Source organism: Antribacter gilvus, from assembly GCF_003946865.1.
GTDB lineage: Bacteria > Actinomycetota > Actinomycetes > Actinomycetales > Cellulomonadaceae > Antribacter > Antribacter gilvus.
On record NZ_QXTH01000004.1, the window covers coordinates 93,325 to 109,068 of the forward strand.

Consider the following 15,744-nt stretch of genomic DNA (forward strand, 5'->3'; position numbering starts at 1 on the left):
GACGGGCAGCGGGGCTGGCCTGTGCACGGATCGGCGGGATGGCCGCCTGTGGTCGGGGTCGCAGCCGCGGAACGCCTGCAGGATGGTCTTTCCCGGCGGTCCCGCGACCTGCCGTGGGAGAATGCAGGACGTGCCCGAGACCAGCGCCCCCGCCACCGCCGCCCCCACCGCCGCCCGGATCTCCCTCGCCGAGGTGACGCCGCCCATCGCCCTCGGGCCGCTGGACGGCCGCTACCGGGCCGCCGTCGCCCCGCTGGTGGACCACCTCAGCGAGGCCGCGCTGAACCGGGCGCGGATCCACGTCGAGGTGGAGTGGCTGATCATGCTGTGCAACGGCGCGCCGGGCGTCGCCGCCCCGGTGGTCCCCGGGGCCACCGCGCTGACGGCCGACGAGCAGGAGTACCTGCGCCGGATCCCCGCCACCTTCGGCGCGGACGAGATCGCGGAGCTCGCCGCGATCGAGCGGGAGACGGTCCACGACGTCAAGGCCGTCGAGTACTTCATCAAGCGCCGCATCGCCGCGGCCCCCGAGGCCCTGGGCACCAGCAACCTCCCGGCCGTGAGCGAGCTCGTGCACTTCGCCTGCACCAGCGAGGACATCAACAACCTGTCGTACGCGCTCATGGTCCAGGGTGCGGTGCGCGAGGTCTGGCTGCCCGCCGCCACCGCACTCGCCGACCAGCTCGCCGACATGGCCCGCGACCATGCCGCCGTCCCGCTGCTCAGCCGCACGCACGGGCAGCCGGCCACCCCGTCCACGCTCGGCAAGGAGCTCGCCGTCCTGGCTCACCGCCTGCGCCGCCAGCTCCGCCGCATCGAGACCGGCGAGTACCTGGGCAAGCTCAACGGGGCCACGGGCACCTACGGCGCGCACGTCGTGGCCGTGCCGGGGGCCGACTGGCAGGCCGTGTCGAAGACGTTCGTCGAGGGTCTCGGCCTCACCTGGAACCCGCTGACCACGCAGATCGAGTCGCACGACTGGCAGGCCGAGATCTACGCCGACATGGCCCGCTTCAACCGGATCCTCCACAACCTCGCCACCGACGTGTGGACGTACATCTCGCTCGGGTTCTTCACGCAGATCCCGGTCGCGGGCGCCACGGGCTCGTCCACGATGCCGCACAAGATCAACCCGATCCGCTTCGAGAACGCCGAGGCCAACCTCGAGATCGCGTGCGCGCTGCTCGACACGCTGTCGGCCACGCTCGTGACCAGCCGCATGCAGCGCGACCTCACCGACTCGACGACGCAGCGGAACATCGGCCCGGCGTTCGGCCACGGTCTGCTGGCGCTGGACAACGTGTCACGCGGCCTCCGGGCCCTGGCCGTGAACGAGACGCTCCTCCGCGACGACCTCGACCAGAACTGGGAGGTGCTGGGCGAGCCCGTGCAGTCGGCGATGCGCGCGGCGTCGGTCGCCGGCGTGCCCGGCATGGAGAACCCGTACGAGCGGCTCAAGGACCTCACGCGCGGACAGCGTGTGGACGCCGCCCGCATGCGCGAGTTCGTCGCGGGCCTCGGCCTGCCCGACGACGTCGCCGCGCGCCTGAGCGAGCTCACGCCCGCCGGCTACACGGGCCTGGCCGAGCAGCTCGTCAGGGACCACCTGGCCTGAGGACCTGCGCAAATGCAGGTGGCGCGTCAGCCCCGCCCGGCTACCGTGACGGCATGACGCCCGCCGAGACGCCGCCCGCCGTGCCCACCGACCGCTGGCTCGCCGTCACACGAGAGGACGGCGAGACCGTGGGCTACCTCGAGCCGGTCACCGAGGACTACGGCGAGGTGGTCCCCCGGAACCGCCTCGGGCACGCCGTCGGCGGCGTGCTGGGCTTTCATGAGGCGGAGGAGCTGGTCCTCGACCGCGGACTGCGCGAGCTGGCCGAGCCCTGGCTGCTCGACGGGTCCGACGAGCCGCTCACGATCATCGAGCTGTCCCCCTCGGGGATCGTGCTGAGCAACGCGTTCGCCAGCAAGGCCCTGATCCTCACGGACAGGTACACGGTGGGCTGGCCGGACACGGGCGGGCGGCTGCGCCGCGCGTCGTGAGGTGCGCGCCAGACTGCCTCCAGGTCGCTTCAACCCCTGCTTGAGCGATCTGGAGGCAGTCTGGCGCGCACACTCACTCCGGACGGTTACGACCAGGACGCGTTACGGGCCAGCTCGAGCGCGATCGTCTGCCACCACTGGCCGGCCGCCGGGCCGCCGTTGCAGGCGCCGTCGGACTCGCCGGGCAGCTTGACCCAGAGCAGGGCGTCCAGGTGGCTGGAGTCGTTCACGGCGGTGGACCGCTCACCGAGGGCCCGGCCGCGCGGGTTGCACCACTCACCGTTGGAGCCGTTGCCGTTGCGCGACGTGTCGATCACGTAGCTCGAGCCGCCGGTCATCGACGAGACCTGCTCGCCCCACGACTTGGACGCGGCGGTCGTCTGGTAGTTCGACGTGTTGATCGCGAAGCCGACCGCGTGGTTGAAGCCGATCAGGTTGAGCCGGCGCGCCGCCTCGGACGGGGTCAGCCACGACGCGTGACCGGCGTCGATATAGACGCGGCCGCCCGCCTCGGTGAGCTTCTGCGCGGCGTACCTCAGGAACCCGACACGGTCACCCTGGCCGCTGCAGTCGCCGAGCATGGCGAGGGCGTCGGGCTCCAGGATGATGTACGGGTTGCCCTGGATGCCGGACGCGACCGTGTCGATCCAGCGGGCGTACTCGCTCTCGGCGACGCCGCCACCCGAGTGCGAGCCGCAGTCACGGCCGGGGATCGCGTAGACGGTGATGATGCCGGTCTTGCCCGCAGCGACGGCCCGCGAGGTGTAGTCGCTGACCTCCTGGCGGGCGTGCGAGGCGTCGGCCCAGTTGCCCACCCAGTACGACGCCGGGTTGAGCGCGATCTTCGCCAGCAGCGCCTTGTCGGTGCCGCTCGCCGCCGTCCAGGCCGCGTACGCCTGCGTGGTCGTGTCGACGTAGAAGCTGGACGCCGACACCGGGGGCGTCGGCGACGGGGTCGGGGAGGGGGTCGGGCTGGGGGTGGGCGTCGGGGTCGGGGTCGGGGTCGGCGTCGGCCGGGGAGTCGCGGTCGGCGTAGGCGTCGGGTTCACGACGCCGCCCGTGCACGCCACGCCGTTCAGCGTGAACGACCCGGGCACCGGGTTGGTCCCGCTCCACGACGCGATGAAGCCGAACGACGCCGAGGCACCAGTACCGAGCGCACCGTTCCACGACAGGCTCGACGCCGTCACCGTGGTGCCCGACTGGGACACGGTGGCGTTCCAGGCCTGGTTCACCGTCTGGCCCGGCGCGGCGGTCCACCGCAGCTGCCAGGACGACATCGGCGCACCGAGATTCGTGACCGTCACGTCCCCCTGGAAACCACCGCTCCACTGGCTCGACACCCGGTAGCTCACCGTGCAGCCCTCGGCCGCGGTGGCACTCGTCGCGGTAGTGACGCTGACGCCGACGGCTCCGGCGGTGAACAGGCTCGCGATCGCGGCGAGTGCCGCCCAGCGGGCACGTCGTCGTACCTGGGGCATGACTGGCTCCTTCTCGTGGGGAATGTCTCGGTCACGCTAAGAAGGCCCGTCATCGACGTCAAAGCGCATGAAACGTTTAGGGGGCCGACGGCGGCCCGGCTGAGCCGCCGTCGGCCCTGGTCAGGGCACCGTGATGCCGTGCTGAGCGAGATAGGCCCGGGCCGACTCCACCTGCCGGCGCTGGGCGGCGAACCGCCGCTCCGCCTGCTCGCGGCCGCCGCGGTCGAGGTACTCCTGCTGGAGGCGGGCGTCGATGTCGGCGAGCTTCTGCACCGTGCCGAGCTGCTCCTTGCAGGCGAGGTCGATCTCCGCGATCCGGACCTGGCCCTCGAGTGGTTCTGCGTAGACATCGGTCCCGCCCGGCAGCAGCCCCTCGTCCTCGCCGGGCGCAGAGACGCCCCCGACCCGGAGGCACGCGCGCCACTCGTCCATCGCCGCGCCCCTCGCTGCCACCTCACTCGCCTTCTCGACCCGGCCTGGATCCTCCACCGTCCCGGCCTCCTGGGCGTCAGCCTCGGCCTGGCCTGTGGCCAGCCCCGCGTCGACCACCGCCTGCCCGCACGCTTCGAAGGCGGCGCGGTTGCTGTCTGTGATGCGCCCTCGGCTCCCCGGGTACGCGGCTTCGTCGTCGCGGGACGGCTCACCGAGGTAGCCGTACCGGGCGACGTCCTCCAGCTGCTCCGCGCGCCAGACCCCATAGCCGTAGGTCCAGTCGATCCACGGCACCACGGGCCGGGGCGCGGCATACCCCGCACCCTCGACCCCCGCTTCGGCCAGGCAGGTGTAGCGCAGGTGGTCCTGGGCCGTGCCGAGCACGGCAGCGTCCTCGGGGCTGATCCGCCACGGGTCGAGCGGCATGCCGATGGTCCCGTTCTCGACGTCGACCACGGCGCGAGGCGGCCCCGCGGGGAGGCTCGGCGCCGGGGAGGATGGCGGCGACGCTGTCATACCACCCATCAGGTCTCCCCCGGGCACCACCTCCGCGGGTCCGGTACCGGGCTGCAGCGCCGTGGCACCCACCATGGCCGCGACACACACCGCGCCCACGCCTGTGGTGACGGCCGCCGCCCTGGCGACGTGCCGGCGTCGGCCACTGGTCAGGATCGCCGCGCGGTCCACGCGGATCGTCGGCGGATCCTGGGCGAGCGAGCGCAGGCGGTCGACGAGCTCGGTGTCGTTCATCGGGACTCCTCGGTGTCGGCGGTGGCGAGCAGGGTGCGCAGCTGCGCGAGGCCGCGGGAGGCGGCCGACTTCACGGCTCCGGGAGAGATGTGGAGCTCGTCGGCGACCTGCCGCTCGGAGAGGTCCATGAGGTAGCGGAGCACCACCACGCGGCGACGCCGCGGAGCCAGCTGAGCGAGCGCCCGGGTCAGCCGGTCGCGGTCCGCGTGCGCGGCGGCGGCGGACTCGACGTGCGCACCGCGAAGCGCCCCCGGGTCGACGAGGACCTCGCGACGGCGTCTGCGCCAGGTGTCGATCCGCGCGTTCGCGAGGATGCGCCGTGCATAGGCGACGGGGTCGCCGTCGCGGGCGCGGGGCCAGGCGACGTAGGTACGGACGAGGGCCTGCTGCACGAGCTCCTCGGCCCGGTGCGTGTCACCGCACAGCAGCCAGGCCATGCGCGCGAGGAGCGGCTCGGCCTCCTGCATGAAGGCGGTGAACTCCGCGTCACGACCGCCCAGCGTCGGGTCGTGGACCGGGAGGATCCGAAGGACGACGTCGTCCGCCGCCGGCTCTCGTGCTGTCACTGTCACGCCCTGAACACGTCCAGCCTGTTGAGAGGGTTGCCCGGCGACGCTTGTGAAAATAAGTGCCAGGATTCCGCTCATTTGGCAAACGCTTCACAAGTCGCGCAAAGTGTGGAAGAGTTTCCCCACGGCGCCGCGCGGCGGCATTCTGCACCATCGATCCACCGCGCGCGGCGCCGGCCACAAGCGACCAAACCCCCAGCACCACGCATCACCCCCGAGCACCCCAGCCCCCGGAGGACCGACGTGACGCACCGCAACGCAGCGACGACCGCTCACCCGCAGCACGGCCTGCTCGCGGAGCGAATCCGCGCCATCTCTCCCCGGCACACCCGGCGAGAGATCGTCATCCTCGTGGCGCTCGGACTGGTCGCCCTCACGATCAGCCTCTCGATCGCCTTCCTGGACCCGGCAGCCGCGTTCGCGCTGTCCGCGTAAGCCCCCGGGCACACGTCAGGCGCCCCCGCGCCGCCCGGGCACAGGGCCGGGACCGAGGCGTGGTGGCCTCGGTCCCGGCCCTCACTCGTCCAGCCTCCGGGCTGGTTCAGCCTCCGAGCGCCTCCCCCACGAGGTCCTTGGCCGCGGCCTGCACCTCGGCCAGGTGATCGGCCGACACGAACGACTCGGCGTAGATCTTGTACACGTCCTCGGTCCCGGACGGGCGGGCGGCGAACCACGCGTCCGCCGTCGTCACCTTGAGCCCGCCGATCTTCGCGTCGTTGCCCGGCGCCTTCGTCAGGGTCGCCGTGATCTCCTGCCCCGCGAGGGACGTGGAAGTGACCGCCTCGGGCGACAGCTTGCCCAGCTTGGACTTCTCCTCCCGGGACGCCGCGGCGTCGACCCTCGCGTACCAGCTCTCGCCGTACTTCTCGGCGAGCGCCCGGTGATGCTCGGACGGCGAGGTGCCCGTGGTCGCGAGGATCTCCGACGCCAGCAGCGCCAGCAGCAGGCCGTCCTTGTCCGTGGACCAGACGCGCCCGTCGCGACGCAGGAACGACGCCCCCGCCGACTCCTCCCCGCCGAAGCCCACCTCGCCGGACAGCAAGCCCGGGACGAACCACTTGAAGCCCACGGGCACCTCGATCAGCCGCCGGCCGAGCCCGTCGGCGACCCGGTCGATGAGTGCCGACGACACGAGCGTCTTGCCGATCGCCGCACCGGACGGCCAGGAGGGCCGCGCCCCGCCGTACAGGTACTGGATGGCGACGGCCAGGTAGTGGTTCGGGTTCATGAGCCCGTCGGACGTGACGATGCCGTGCCGGTCGGAGTCGGCGTCGTTCCCGGTGGCCACGTCGAAAGGCGCGGAGCCGCCGGACATTCGCTCCACCAGCGACGCCATCGCGTAGGGCGAGGAGCAGTCCATGCGGATCTTGCCGTCCCAGTCGAGCGTCATGAACGCCCACCGCGGGTCCACCTGCGGGTTGACGACCGTCAGGTCGAGGTCGTACCGCTCGCCGATCGCGCCCCAGTACTCCACGGACGCCCCGCCCAGCGGGTCGGCGCCGATGCGCACGCCGGAGGCGCGGATCGCCTCGAGGTCCACGACGTTCGACAGGTCGTCGACGTAGGTGGTCAGAAAGTCGTGCCGGTGCGTCGTCCCGGCCGCGAGCGCCTCGTCGAGCGACAGGCGGCGCACCGCGCCCACGCCGCCCGTGCGCAGCAGCTCGTTGGCGCGATCTGCGATCCAGCCGGTCGCGTCCGAGTCGGCGGGCCCGCCGTGGGGCGGGTTGTACTTGAAGCCGCCGTCCCGCGGGGGGTTGTGCGACGGCGTCACGACGATCCCGTCCGCGAGCCCGGGCCCCGAGACCCGGGTACCGCCCTCTGCGACCGCGCCGTTGTGCAGCAGGATCGACTGCGACACCGCGGGCGTGGGCGTGTACGAGTCGCGGGCGTCGATCATGACCGTCACCTCGGCGGCGGCCAGGACCTCGAGGGCGGTCTGCCAGGCCGGGAGGGACAGTGCGTGCGTGTCCCGGCCGATGTACAGGGGCCCGTCCGTGCCCTGCGAGCGCCGGTACTCGACGATCGCCGCCGTGATGGCGACGATGTGCGCCTCGTTGAAGGCGTGGTCGAGGGACGAGCCGCGGTGCCCGGAGGTGCCGAAGACGACCTGCTGGGCCGGGTCCTCGGGATCGGGTGTCAGGTCGTAGTAGGCGCCGACCACCCGGTCGACGTCGATCAGGTCTTCTTCGAGGGCAAGGGTGCCGGCACGAGGGTGCATAGGACCGATAGTGCCAGGTCTGGTGGACCGTCGCCGGAACGGCTCGGCACCCCGTCGCCTACCCTGGACGTATGTTCCAGCCCATGTTCCCCGGTGTCCCGGCGATCGCCCCGACCGAGCTCGACGCGGCCGCGCCGGTGCCGCCCGGCACCACGCTGCTCGATGTACGGGAGCAGGACGAGTGGGACTCGGCGCACGTGCCGGGCTCCGTGCACATCCCCCTGGGTGACCTGCCCGCCCGCTACGGCGAGCTCGACCCGGACCTGCGGGTCCTCGTGATCTGCCACTCGGGCGCCCGGTCGGCTCGCGCCACCCAGTGGCTCACCGAGGCCGCGGGGTTCGACGCCGTCAACCTCGACGGCGGCATCGTCGCCTGGGCCCGGGCGGGCCTCCCCATCGAGGCCTGACGGCCCGGCCGGGACCGTTCACGTCCCCGCGTGCGGGTGCAGCACAAGATCCTCGTACTCGGGGTGCTTCTTCACGTACGCGCGGATGAACGGGCACAACGGCACGATGCGGTCGCCCGCCTCCCGGGCCAGACCCAGCGCTCCGGCCGCGAGGCGAGAGCCCACGCCCTTGCCCTCCATCGACGGGTCCACCTCGGTGTGCGTGAAGATGACGACTCCGGGCTCGCGCTCGTAGTAGGCGCTGCCGACGACCGTCCCGTCAGCAAGCCGCACGTCGAACCGGCTCTCGCCGGGGTTGTCCACCACCGTCAGCTGCGTCTCGTCGCTCATGGGCTCATCGTCGCCGCAGCGCCGGGACGGCGCCACCGGTCAGTCGCGGACGAGGTCCGCGTACTCGGGGTGCGACTCGATCCACTCGGCCACGTACCAGCACACCGGGACCACGCTCGCACCGGCGGCTCGGGCGTCGTCGAGGGCCCGGCGGGTGAGCGTGCCCGCAACCCCCCTGCCGCGGAAGGCGGGGTCGGTCCGGGTGGACGGCAGGACCCAGGTGTCCGCCGCGTCGCGTCGGTACTCGAGCACCCCCATCACCTCCCCCTCCGCGGAGCGCGCCTCGTAGCGCGACTCCTGGGTGTTGTCGGCGACGGTGTAGTCGGTAGGGGTCGTCATCGGTCCAGCGTAGGCGTCCGGTGGTCAGCATCACCGTCTATCCGTCGTCCCAGGCAACCCTCTGGTGCGACACTCGAACCCGTGGCCCAGGACATCGCACCAGCACGCAGAAATCCCTACGTCGACGTCCTGAGCACCCCCGGTGCCGCCGCGTTCTCGAGCGCGGCCGCCATCGCCCGTCTTCCCATGTCGATGATCGGCATCGGCACCGTGCTGATGGTGCAGACCCTGTACGGCTCCTACGGGATGGCCGGACGCGTGGCCGCGGTGCTGGGCCTGGCGCAGGCGTTCGTCTCGCCGCAGCTGGCCCGGCTCGTCGACCGCCGCGGTCAGCGGGGCGTGCTGCTCCCCGCGCTGGCGGTCACGGCGGTGGGTCTCGCAGGCCTCGTGGTCTCGGCGGTGCTGCACGCCCCCGAGGCCGTCCTGTGGCTGTTCGCCGCGGTGGCCGGCGCCAGCCAGGGCTCCTACGGCTCCATGGTGCGGACCCGCTGGTCGCACGCCGTCCCCGAGCCGCGCCGGCTGCACACGGCGTACTCGCTGGAGTCGGCGGTGGACGAGCTCGTCTTCATCGCGGGCCCCATCCTCGCCACGACGCTCGCCACCGCGGTCGCTCCGGCGTCCGGCCTCGTGGTGGCCGCCGTGGCGACCGTGCTGGGCGGACTCTGGTTCTGCGCGCAGCGCGCCACCGAGCCGCCCGTGTCGGCCACGCCGCACGAGGGGCGGCACCGGTCGGCGGTGTTCGTCCCGGGAGTCCCGGTCCTGATGGTCGCCTTCGCGGCGACCGGCGTCATCTTCGGCGCGACCGAGGTCTCGACCGTCGCCTTCGCCGAGGAGCAGGGCTCCAAGGCGATGGCGGGCGTGGTCCTCGCCGTGTTCGCCGCGGGCTCCCTGATCTCCGGTCTCGCGTACGGTGCGCGGCACTGGCTCTCCCCCGCGCCCCGGCGGTTCGCGATCGGCATGTGCGCGCTGGCCGCGGGCGTCGCCCTCTTCTGGTTCGTCGACTCCCTGTGGATGCTCGCCGCCGTCATGTTCGTCGCGGGGATGGCCATCGCGCCCACGATCATCACCGGCAACCAGCTCGTGCAGAACCTCATGGCGCCGCAGCAGCTCACCGAGGGCCTCGCCTGGGTCGGCACGGCCATCGGCGTGGGCACCTCGCTGGGCGCCTCCCTGGCGGGAGCCCGGGTGGACGACGGCGGAGCGCACGCGGGCTTCTTCGTCGCCATGGTCGCGGGCTGGGTCGCGACGGTGGTCACCCTCACGGCGGTCCGGACCCTGCGCCGGCGCCCCGCCTGAGATGTCGTGTGGGTCCCTGCTGGTAGATTGCGGCACACCTTCGCAGGATCTCCATGAACGGGGCTCGCATGCTCGTCTTTGTCGTCATCGGGATCGTCGGCCTCGCGCTCGCGCTGCTGACCCTCACTGTCGGTGACTTCCTCGACCTCGGGGACGGCGCCCTGTCGGGCACCGCGCTGGGCGCGGGCCTCATGCTCTTCGGCGCCTCGGGCGCCGTCGTGACGGCCAACGGCCTGCCCGTGGCCGCCTCGTACCCCGTAGCGATCGTCGTGGGCGTTCTTGTGGTCCTCGGCGTCCAGCTCCTGCTGCGCCGCCTCGGTGCGTCCGACGACGGCGAGCCCGTCTCCCTCGTGGGCGTGCAGGGCATCGTCACGTCGGACGTGGCGCCGGGTCACGGCGAGGTGCGGCTCGACGCCGCCACCGAGCTGGAGAACCGCCTCGCGTTCTCGGAGGAGCCCATCGAGCAGGGCATGCGGATCGTCGTGGTCGAACACCACGGGAGCCGTGTGAAGGTCGAGCCGGCGCGCTGACAGCGCCCGGCACCTCTCCTGGGTGAACCCCGGGAGAGGTGAGAGCACCGCCCGGGGCGAGCTCCGCCGTCGGGCACCGATGCAACCGATGGAGGACCCGTGTTCCCCGCAGAGCTGGTGGGAGTGATCGCCGTCGTCGCGGCGATCCTCGCGATCGTCATCATCCTCGCCTTCGTGGCGAGCCGGATCCGTCGGGTGCCGCCGAACGAGGCACTGATCATCGTCGGCCGCGGCGCCGGCAAGACCGAGGCCGACACCTCCGGTCAGCGCGTCGTGGTGGGCGGGCGTGCCTGGGTGTGGCCCGTGCTGCAGCAGGGCTTCGCGATCTCGCTCGAGCAGCGCCAGATCGGCATCACGGTCGAGGGTGTGGACAAGAACCGCATCAAGATCGCGATCAAGGCGTCGATCAACTTCAAGGTCCGCGGTGACGAGGAGGGCGTGCGGCGTGCCGCACAGCGCTTCCTGTCCCAGCAGCACCTGCTCACCGAGATCATCAAGGAGTCCCTCGAGGGCTCGCTGCGCTCCATCGTGGGCGACATGACGATCGAGCAGATCATCTCGGACCGCAAGGGCCTCTCCGACCGCGTGGTGCAGTCCACCAAGACCGACCTCTCGGAGCAGGGTCTGCAGGTCGACCTGCTCAACATCTCCGACATCTCGACGCCCGGCTCGGACTATCTGGCGAACCTCGGCCGTGCCGAGGCCGCCAACGCCAAGCAGCTCGCCGAGGTCTCCGAGGCGGAGGCCCGCCGGGCGTCCGAGTTCGCGGTGATCGAGGCCGCCGAGCAGATCGCCGAGCGCCAGAAGGCGCTCGACCTCAAGAAGGCCGTCATCAAGGCCGAGACGGACACGGCGAACGCCGAGGCCGAGGCCGCCGGCCAGCTCGCCCGGGCGCAGCAGGACCGGCTCGTGGCGCAGCTGGAGCGCGAGGCCCTCGCCGAGAAGGCGCGCGTGGAGCAGGAGCGCCTCGACATCGAGGTCCGCAAGCCCGCCGAGGCTCAGGCCTACGCGCAGGTGCAGGACGCCAACGCTCGCCGTGACGCCTCGAACGCCGCGACCGAGGCCGAGGCGTTCAAGCGCACCACGATCGCCGAGGCCAACAAGCGCGCCGCGCTCCAGGACGCCGAGGCCTCCGCAGAGGCCGTGCGGCGCTCCGGCGAGGCCGAGCGCGACCGCGCGGTCGCGCTCGCCGCGGGTATCGAGGCCGACGGCCGGGCGCGGGCCATCGCGATCGAGGCCTCCGGTCTCGCCGAGGCCGCCGCGACCGACGCCAAGGCCGAGGCCCTCAAGAAGTACGGCGAGGCCGCGCTGGTGCAGGAGCTCATCGAGCGTCTGCCCGACATCGTGCGTGCCGCCGCCGAGCCCATCGCCTCGATCCAGGGCATGACGGTGATCTCGACGGACGGCGCCTCCGCGATCACGAAGAACGTCGCAGCGGTGCTGGGCGAGGGTCAGGGTGTGATCAAGCAGCTCACCGGCGTGGACATCCACCAGCTGATCTCGAACCTGGCGGGCGGCTCGGCCCGGACGAACGGGACGCCGGCCGACAAGGTCTGACGTCTGAGCTCACCCGAACCGGGTTGTCAGAAGCTCACCGGTGTATTCGCCGGTGAGCTTCTGGCAACCCGGTTCGGTGTGCTCAGGGTTCCGGGTGGTGCGAGTCGTAGGCCCAGAACCGCGGCGTGGCCCGCACGATCAGCCACAGCACCACCACACAGGCCAGGCCGCCGATCACCGCGGCCCACCCTTCGCCGAACCACGTCGCCTCGGCGCCGAGCACGAGCTCCCCGAGGCGTGGCCCGCCCGCGACCACGACGATGAAGACGCCCTGCAGGCGCCCGCGCATGTGGTCGGGGGTAGCGGTCTGCAGGATGCTCTGCCGGAAGACCGACGCCACCGCATCCGTACCGCCCGCGAAGGCCAGCGCCACCCCGGCGGCGATCACTCCGCCCAGGAGCATTCCGTCCGGCTCCGTCCGGCCGAGCACCACGAGCACCAGCCCGAAGGCCGCGACCGAGAGGCCCCAGGCCGTGATCGCCCACGCGATCACGCGGCCCTGGTGCCGTACCCGAGACAGCCCGCCGGAGAAGAGGGCGGCGAGGATGCCGCCCACCGCGAACGACGCCGCCAGGATGCCTGTCGTGGTCTCGCCGCCGCCGAGGTAGATCACTCCCGCGGCCGGCCACAGCACGCGCGGGAAGGCGAGGATCATCGCCGCCAGGTCTACGAGGAACGTGGTGCGGACGTTCGGCTGTGTGGCGAGATAGCACAGGCCGTCGAGGACCGATCGCAGGCCCACGACCCTCCGGGTCGAGATGGTGGGATGTTCGGGGGGTGCGGAGCGCTCGGGGTCGGTGGAGCGCTCAGGGTCGGTGGAGCGCTCGGGGTCGGTCGGTGGCCCGGGGGCGATCGGCGGCATCGCCGGGAGGCGCCACACGGCCCACAGCGCGGCTGCGAAGAGCACCGTGTCGATCGTGTACGCCCAGGCATAGCCCCACTGCGCCACGAGCAGCGCGCCGAGGAGCGGCCCTCCGGTGAGCGCCACGTTCATGGCGAGGGTCTGCAGTGCGTTCGCTGCGGGCATCAGGGTCGCGGGCAGGAGCCTCGGGATGATCGCCGAGCGAGCGGGGTTGTTGATCGCGAACGCCGCGCTCTGCAACGCCACGAGGCCGTACAGCAGCTGCACGGAGCTCATCCCGGCCCACGCCTGGGCGGCGATGGCCCCGGTCACGACCCACAGTGCACCGGACGCGACGAGCGAGACCCGCCGCCTGTCGTAGGCGTCGACGAGCGCACCGCCGTAGAGGCCGAGGGCCACGAGCGGGATGAGGGAGCAGAGCCCCAGGACCCCGACCGCGAGCGTGGAACCGGTCAGCGCGTAGACCTGGAGCCCTACCGCCACGACGGTGAGCTGAGCCCCCAGGTTCGACACCCCGAGCCCCCACCACAGCCGCCGGTACTCGGGCGACACGCGCAGCGGCGTGGTGTCGGCGAGCAGGCGAGGCATGATCACCGAGCCTACGTCCGCGCCCGACGCCGTCCGCGCGCCCCAGGCGTGATGTACGCCTCTCCCGGTGTGGTCGTGCTCGTGCCTGCGCGGCGGCCGAGGCGGGGTCCCTAGAAGGGTGGTTCGCCTGGGTCCGGTGGTGGTGGGGCCGTGGCGCTGGTGGGGCCGTGGGTGGGGTTGGTGGCGGGGCCGTTGAGGCGGGCGTTGTCGTGGGCGCGCAGGCTCGCGGTGGTGCGGTTCGAGGGCGCGTGGGTCCCGGTCGTGGTGGTGCCGGGGGTCGTGGGGGTGCCGGTCGTGGGGGTGCCGGTCGTGGGGGTGCCGGTCGTGGGGGTGCCGGGCTGGGTGGGTGGGCGGGTGTAGGTGTGGCCGGTCGGCGCGGTCCAGACCGTGGCCCCGGTCGCCTCGTCGCGGTGGGCGGTCCAGCCGTGGTGGGTCTTGGCGTTGTGATGCCGGCGGCACAGGACCTGCAGGTTGGCGGCGCGGGTCTGCCCCGGGGCTCCGGGTGGCAGGGTAGTGGGATCGACGGTGTGGTCGAACGTGTCGATGTGGTCCAGGTCCGCGGTGGCGCCGGGTCGGTCGCACTGCAGGAACTGGCAGGTGCGGTCCCGGGCGACGACCGCAGCGCGCAGCACAGGGCCCGGGACGTAGGCGTGGGTGGAGTAGTCGGTCAGGATCCCGGTCACGGGGTCCGTGACGAGCCGCTGCCACGTCCCACCCCCACCGCCCGTCCCGACGGCGGTGCCCGTCCCGGCGGCGAGCAGGGCGGCGGTGTCCGCGTCCACGGGCCCGTACCCGTCCAGGGACCCGGGCTCGTCGTCCCGCCCGAGCAGGGTCGAGGCGGCCACGGTCACCCGGATCACGGGACGTACCGGCAGGACCGTCACCCGCACCGCGCCCGGACCGGGCTCGGCCCCCGGCACACCTGGGGCGACCGGCTCCACCGAGACACCCGGCGCTACTGGCGTTGCCGGGACGCCCGGTGCTGCCGAGACGCCCGGCATTACCGGGACGGGTTCGGACTCCGTGGTCGGCTCGCGCACTGCGGCCGGGTTGGTGGGCTCGGCGGGCTCGGCGGGCTCGGCGGGCTCGGCGGGCTCGGCGGGCTCGGTGGGCTCGGTGGGCTCGGTGGGCTCGGTGGGCTCGGTGGGCTCGGTGGGCTCGGTGGGCTCGGTGGGGAGGATGAGGTGGCCGGTCAGGATGCCGGTCAGGACGTCGGCTCGGGCCTGGGGCAGGGTGCGGTCCTTCCCGGTGCGCTTCAGGGCGCGTCCGGCGGTGTCCAGGGTGTCCCACACCGCGGTCGCCTCGGCGGCCGGGAGCAGCGCGGACAGCCAGGCCATGGTGCCGCCCTCGACCGGGTCCAGGTACACCGCCCGCCGGTCCCGCTCGGCCCGGACGACCTCGACCGGGGTCAGGTGACGGCGGGCGTGGGCCCGCATCCGGTCCCGCACCCAGGACCTCGACCGGGCACCGGCCTGGGGTAGGACCTCGGCGATCGCCTCGGCCCGCTGCTCGACGGTCAGGGTCGGGCCCGCGGTCAGGACCAGGTCCGCCTTGACCGCGTCGATGTCACCGCCCACCAGCGCGGCGGCGACCTGCGGGTGACGGGCCAGTCCCGCGCCCCGGGCCATGACCCGGTCGGCCTCACCCGTGGGGACCCGCAACCGGGCACCGAGCTCGACCGCGGCGTGCGCCTGGCCGGCCGACCAGCCCCGACGCCGGCCGAGCTCCGCGGCGACCGTGGCCTGCGCCGCCTGCGCCCACCCCACCAACCGGGCCCACCCGGCCGCCACGTCCAGCAGCGCCCCCTCGTCCACCCCCGCCAGCACCGCCCGGCCACCCACACCCGCGCCAGCGCCGGCGCCACCGCCAGCGACCGGGCCAGCGACGGGGCCAGCGCCAGCGACCGGGCCCACGCCGGCGCCGAGCGCGGGACTTGCGTCGGCACCACCGCCCGTGCCGCTGCTGGGGCTCGCGCCAGCGCCAGCGCCAGCCACCGTGCCGAGCACCGGGCCGGTCAGCGACTCCAGCAGCGCCGCCAGCCCCGGCCCCGCCGGGACTCCGTCCAGCACCCCCGCGGGCACACCGTCCAGCACACCGGCCCGGGCGGACGGGCGGCCGCCGTCGGGCACCACAGCACGCGTCGCGAACCCCACCAAGACCACCCCCGACCGGCCGCACCCGGGCCGCCACGCGGCCCAGCGCCGGACCCCCTGCCCGACACCCCCAACCCTAGTCGAACACCCGTACCACGACAACATATATGCGGCACTGTGCACAACTATTCTGCCGACAGCAGAGCCCTCCCGGGACACCGAACTTCGACCAGGCCGGGCACTACT

At 72.9% G+C, this 15,744-nt stretch carries 15 protein-coding genes; 7 read left to right on the forward strand and 8 right to left on the reverse strand.

The genetic code is table 11. The features are described from left to right. Positions 1-121 precede the first annotated feature (121 nt). Positions 122-1,615 carry an adenylosuccinate lyase gene (gene purB, locus D1350_RS08160; protein ID WP_125775503.1) on the forward strand — a complete coding sequence of 498 codons (1,494 nt, stop codon included), beginning with the start codon at positions 122-124 and terminating at the stop codon, positions 1,613-1,615. A 53-nt stretch (positions 1,616-1,668) separates the two neighbouring features. Continuing rightward, complete coding sequence (locus tag D1350_RS08165; RefSeq protein ID WP_125775504.1) at positions 1,669-2,046, forward strand: hypothetical protein; 378 nt, start codon at positions 1,669-1,671, stop codon at positions 2,044-2,046. Between the two features lie 86 nt (positions 2,047-2,132). Here the strand turns inward: D1350_RS08165 and D1350_RS08170 are convergent, their stop codons facing one another. From D1350_RS08170 to D1350_RS08180, 3 genes are all read right to left on the reverse strand, one after another. Next, on the reverse strand, positions 2,133-3,527 hold the full coding sequence (locus tag D1350_RS08170; RefSeq protein WP_125775505.1) for a glycoside hydrolase family 6 protein: 1,395 nt from the start codon (positions 3,525-3,527) through the stop codon (positions 2,133-2,135). 120 nt (positions 3,528-3,647) lie between these two features. After that, positions 3,648-4,709, reverse strand: coding sequence for a hypothetical protein (locus D1350_RS08175; RefSeq protein ID WP_125775506.1), 1,062 nt, complete (start codon positions 4,707-4,709; stop codon positions 3,648-3,650). Then, positions 4,706-5,275: a SigE family RNA polymerase sigma factor gene (locus tag D1350_RS08180; protein ID WP_338068147.1), complete on the reverse strand. Its 570-nt coding sequence runs from the start codon at positions 5,273-5,275 to the stop codon at positions 4,706-4,708. Before D1350_RS08180 ends, D1350_RS08175 begins: the two co-directional genes overlap by 4 nt. Positions 5,276-5,521: 246 nt before the next feature. Between D1350_RS08180 and D1350_RS08185 the strand changes: the two genes are divergently transcribed. Further along, positions 5,522-5,713 carry a hypothetical protein gene (locus tag D1350_RS08185; RefSeq protein ID WP_125775508.1) on the forward strand — a complete coding sequence of 64 codons (192 nt, stop codon included), beginning with the start codon at positions 5,522-5,524 and terminating at the stop codon, positions 5,711-5,713. 106 nt (positions 5,714-5,819) lie between these two features. Here the strand turns inward: D1350_RS08185 and pgm are convergent, their stop codons facing one another. Then, positions 5,820-7,496 carry a phosphoglucomutase (alpha-D-glucose-1,6-bisphosphate-dependent) gene (pgm, locus tag D1350_RS08190; RefSeq protein WP_125775509.1) on the reverse strand — a complete coding sequence of 559 codons (1,677 nt, stop codon included), beginning with the start codon at positions 7,494-7,496 and terminating at the stop codon, positions 5,820-5,822. Positions 7,497-7,567: 71 nt separating this feature from the next. On the opposite strand from pgm, the gene D1350_RS08195 reads away from it, so the two are divergent. Then, complete coding sequence (locus tag D1350_RS08195; protein ID WP_125775510.1) at positions 7,568-7,903, forward strand: rhodanese-like domain-containing protein; 336 nt, start codon at positions 7,568-7,570, stop codon at positions 7,901-7,903. Between the two features lie 18 nt (positions 7,904-7,921). Here D1350_RS08195 and D1350_RS08200 read toward each other — a convergent pair whose 3' ends face one another. Together D1350_RS08200 and D1350_RS08205 are read right to left on the reverse strand one after the other, a co-directional pair. Continuing rightward, a complete protein-coding gene (locus tag D1350_RS08200; protein WP_125775511.1) occupies positions 7,922-8,233 on the reverse strand; it encodes a GNAT family N-acetyltransferase in 312 nt (103 codons plus the stop codon). A gap of 39 nt (positions 8,234-8,272) precedes the next feature. Next, complete coding sequence (locus D1350_RS08205) at positions 8,273-8,572, reverse strand: GNAT family N-acetyltransferase (RefSeq protein ID WP_125775512.1); 300 nt, start codon at positions 8,570-8,572, stop codon at positions 8,273-8,275. Between the two features lie 81 nt (positions 8,573-8,653). Between D1350_RS08205 and D1350_RS08210 the strand changes: the two genes are divergently transcribed. The 3 genes from D1350_RS08210 (at position 8,654) to D1350_RS08220 (ending at position 11,955) form a co-directional block, all read left to right on the forward strand. Beyond that, on the forward strand, positions 8,654-9,868 hold the full coding sequence (locus D1350_RS08210; protein ID WP_240643962.1) for an MFS transporter: 1,215 nt from the start codon (positions 8,654-8,656) through the stop codon (positions 9,866-9,868). Positions 9,869-9,936: 68 nt separating this feature from the next. Beyond that, complete coding sequence (locus D1350_RS08215; protein WP_125775513.1) at positions 9,937-10,398, forward strand: NfeD family protein; 462 nt, start codon at positions 9,937-9,939, stop codon at positions 10,396-10,398. 99 nt (positions 10,399-10,497) lie between these two features. After that, the gene (locus D1350_RS08220; RefSeq protein WP_125775514.1) at positions 10,498-11,955 is read left to right on the forward strand and encodes a flotillin family protein; all 1,458 of its coding nucleotides are present in this window, start codon (positions 10,498-10,500) and stop codon (positions 11,953-11,955) included. An 82-nt stretch (positions 11,956-12,037) separates the two neighbouring features. Here the strand turns inward: D1350_RS08220 and D1350_RS08225 are convergent, their stop codons facing one another. Then, on the reverse strand, positions 12,038-13,405 hold the full coding sequence (locus D1350_RS08225; protein ID WP_125775515.1) for an MFS transporter: 1,368 nt from the start codon (positions 13,403-13,405) through the stop codon (positions 12,038-12,040). 110 nt (positions 13,406-13,515) lie between these two features. Next, positions 13,516-15,558, reverse strand: a complete 2,043-nt coding sequence (locus D1350_RS24730; RefSeq protein WP_125775516.1) for an HNH endonuclease — start codon at positions 15,556-15,558, stop codon at positions 13,516-13,518. Positions 15,559-15,744 lie beyond the last annotated feature (186 nt).

Bases quoted from the DNA above. Each gene is read 5' to 3' on its own strand.
- D1350_RS08215 (WP_125775513.1), top strand. From the start codon at position 9,937: ATGCTCGTCTTTGTCGTCATCGGGATCGTCGGCCTCGCGCTCGCGCTG.
- pgm (WP_125775509.1), bottom strand. From the start codon at position 7,496: ATGCACCCTCGTGCCGGCACCCTTGCCCTCGAAGAAGACCTGATCGAC.
- D1350_RS08170 (WP_125775505.1), bottom strand. From the start codon at position 3,527: ATGCCCCAGGTACGACGACGTGCCCGCTGGGCGGCACTCGCCGCGATC.
- D1350_RS08175 (WP_125775506.1), bottom strand. From the start codon at position 4,709: ATGAACGACACCGAGCTCGTCGACCGCCTGCGCTCGCTCGCCCAGGAT.
- D1350_RS08205 (WP_125775512.1), bottom strand. From the start codon at position 8,572: ATGACGACCCCTACCGACTACACCGTCGCCGACAACACCCAGGAGTCG.
- D1350_RS08225 (WP_125775515.1), bottom strand. From the start codon at position 13,405: ATGCCTCGCCTGCTCGCCGACACCACGCCGCTGCGCGTGTCGCCCGAG.
- purB (WP_125775503.1), top strand. From the start codon at position 122: ATGCAGGACGTGCCCGAGACCAGCGCCCCCGCCACCGCCGCCCCCACC.
- D1350_RS08195 (WP_125775510.1), top strand. From the start codon at position 7,568: ATGTTCCAGCCCATGTTCCCCGGTGTCCCGGCGATCGCCCCGACCGAG.
- D1350_RS08165 (WP_125775504.1), top strand. From the start codon at position 1,669: ATGACGCCCGCCGAGACGCCGCCCGCCGTGCCCACCGACCGCTGGCTC.
- D1350_RS08200 (WP_125775511.1), bottom strand. From the start codon at position 8,233: ATGAGCGACGAGACGCAGCTGACGGTGGTGGACAACCCCGGCGAGAGC.